The sequence below is a fragment of the Candidatus Viridilinea mediisalina genome (assembly GCF_002532535.1).
In the GTDB taxonomy this organism is placed as follows: Bacteria; Chloroflexota; Chloroflexia; order Chloroflexales; family Chloroflexaceae; genus Viridilinea; species Viridilinea mediisalina.
Window position 1 is genome coordinate 1 of sequence record NZ_NQWI01000238.1, and the last position, 2,579, is coordinate 2,579.

Sequence of the window (2,579 nt, forward strand, 5' to 3'; positions counted from 1 at the left end):
CGACAAGCTCAGGGGCCGCTTGCCGAAGGGGGTAGGGGGTGAGGGCCATCCATCGCATCCCAATGCCATATCGGAGGTTGCGGAAGCCCATGTTCTGTCCACCCTTGAGCATCTTGATGATGCCCAGGTTGTAATGCTTGCGCTGACTCGCCCTGAGCTGGTGCTTGAGGCGATCTACACCCACCGCCGTTTGGTGCTGCTTGGTGAGCCAGGGGCCGGTAAATCTACGGCGCTGCGCTATTTGGCGCTGCTCTTGGCCCTTCGTCTGACGGGTGTGTCGTGCCGCATCCCGGGTTGGCCTGATGATGAGGCTGCGCCGATCCCCGTGGTGGTGCCGCTTGGCCAGGTGGCTGCCACTCTGCGTGCCGGTGCGTCCGATGCCTACAGTGCCTTGCTTCAGGTGATTGGTGATCTGCTCGAAGCGGGCGTGCGCGAAGGGTTGCGGGCGCATCTCACCACCGCCTTACGCAACGGGGGCTTGCTGCTGCTCTGTGATGGCCTCGACGAACTTCCGGCGACCACTGAGACGGGGCGTGCGCCGCGTGTGCTGGTGGCGGCGGCACTCCGTCGCTTGGCTGCCGAAACGCAAGCCCGCATCGTGGTGACCAGTCGCGTCTTGCCCTATCGCGCCGAAGGGGACTGGAAGTTGCTGCCGGAGGATGGCTGGACGCTCCGCACGGTGCAGCCTTTGGCCTTGGGCCAGACGTGGGCCTTTGTGCGTGGCTGGTATGCCGCCCTTGGCCAACACGATCCCGATCTTGCCCAGGGGCGCGCCGCGCAGCGTGCCGAGGCGTTGAGCGCAGAGATTGCCCAGGTGCCGCGCCTGCACCCCTTGGTGCAATCCCCGCTGCTGCTCACCATGCTCGCCATTCTGCACTACAACACCAACACCGTCCCGCGTGATCGCGCCAAGCTCTACGAGGAGTGTGTGCTGCTGCTCTTCGACCGTTGGGAACCGGAGCGGCAGCCAGGCATGCCCCGCGAACGGCTGATTGAGCGGTTGGGTTTGCCGACCCTCGACCCGCTGCGCCAAGTCATCCACGAGCTGGCCTACCAGGCCCACCTTCAGCCCCCAGGCGATGATGGGCGCGGAATGATTGGCATGGAGGCGTTGGAGCAGCGCATGTTCACCTTCTTCAAGCGCCTCGGCTCGTTGGCCGACGCCGAGGTACGCACGCAACGCTTTCTGGCGATTCTTGCCGACGAAGATAGCGGCCTGCTGCAGCGCCGGGGCGACGAGGGCTACGCGCTGCCGCACCTCACCTTCCAAGAGTATCTGGCCGCGTGCCACCTTGCCGACCAGCCCAAGATGCTGGAAGAGGCGTACCAACGCTGGTGCGGCAACGACCGCGAACGGTGGCGCGAGGCGCTGCTGTTACTCATGGGGCGCTTACACCAGCAGGGCAAAGCCGAAGAGAAAGGGCTACCGTGGCTGAAGCTCCTGAGCGGAGCCAAATGTGGCAGGAACCCCAAAGCGGCCACACAGCGCCACTGGGATGCCGTCTTAGTCGCCCGCAGCTACCGCGAACTCCACGAGCGCGGTGCCTTTGCGGGGAGCCTGCTCGACATCGAGGCCGAAATCGAAACGCCATTGGCGCAGGCGGCCACGGCGCTGCTGCACGCACCCGATGCGGCCATCACCACCGCTGACCGCATCGCCGCCGCCCAGGTGCTTAGCACCATTGGCGACCCACGCTACCCCGTGACGGTGGAGGAGTGGCAGGCCGAACTTGCGCGGCGCAATGACCACTTTAGCCAACCAGCGGGCTACTGGTGCTACGTGCGTGGTGGTAGCTACCAGATTGGCGGATGGGATGCAGACGAGCAAGCGGCAGAGGTAGCCCTCCCCGCCTTCTGGCTTGCCCGCTACCCTATTACGGTCGAACAGTACGCCCGCTTTGTCGAAGTTGGTTACGCGCAGGAGGCGGAACGCTGGTGGACGCCTCATGGTTGGAAACAGAGAGAAAACCGCTCTCAGCCGTGGGGATGGAGCAATGCGAACTATAACGGCCCCAACCAGCCGGTGATCGGCGTAACCTGGTACGAGGCGAGCGCCTACTGCGCGTGGCTGAGCGAGCAACTTCAGCCCAGTGGCTACGTCGTGCGCCTGCCTACTGAAGCCGAATGGGAAGCAGCAGCGGCCTACGACGCGCAAGGCCAGCGCCGCACTTACCCGTGGGGCAAAGCGAAACCGACGCCAGAATTGGCGATCTACGACGCGAGCAAGCTAGGGCGGGCTGCGCCGGTGGGCTGCTGCCCAGCGGGTGCCGCGCCATGCGGGGCGCTCGACATGGCGGGCAATGTCTGGGAGTGGACGTGCAGCCATGGGGAGGGCTATCCGGCGCGGAGTGGGCAGGTGGAGGCTGATTTTCAGCAGTCCAGAGAGTACCGAAGCGAAGAAGATGTCGTTCCCCTTCGAGGGAGCAGTTGGCGTAATGATAGAACAAGTGTTCGCTGCGGGGCGCGGAACCGCGGCCCTCCCGACCTCTACCTCGGCAACTTCTGGGGTTTTCGGGTTATTCTCTCCCCTCTTGGGATAGGCGAAAGTCCGATAGCCGAAAATCCGAAAGCCGAGCATA

General features: G+C 64.5%; 1 protein-coding gene. It reads left to right on the forward strand.

Features of this window, described 5'->3' with window-relative positions; all coding sequences use genetic code 11:
* Positions 1-133: 133 nt before the first annotated feature.
* A partial coding sequence (locus CJ255_RS21660; RefSeq protein WP_165774882.1) for an SUMF1/EgtB/PvdO family nonheme iron enzyme occupies positions 134-2,579 on the forward strand: 2,446 nt, incomplete at its 3' end.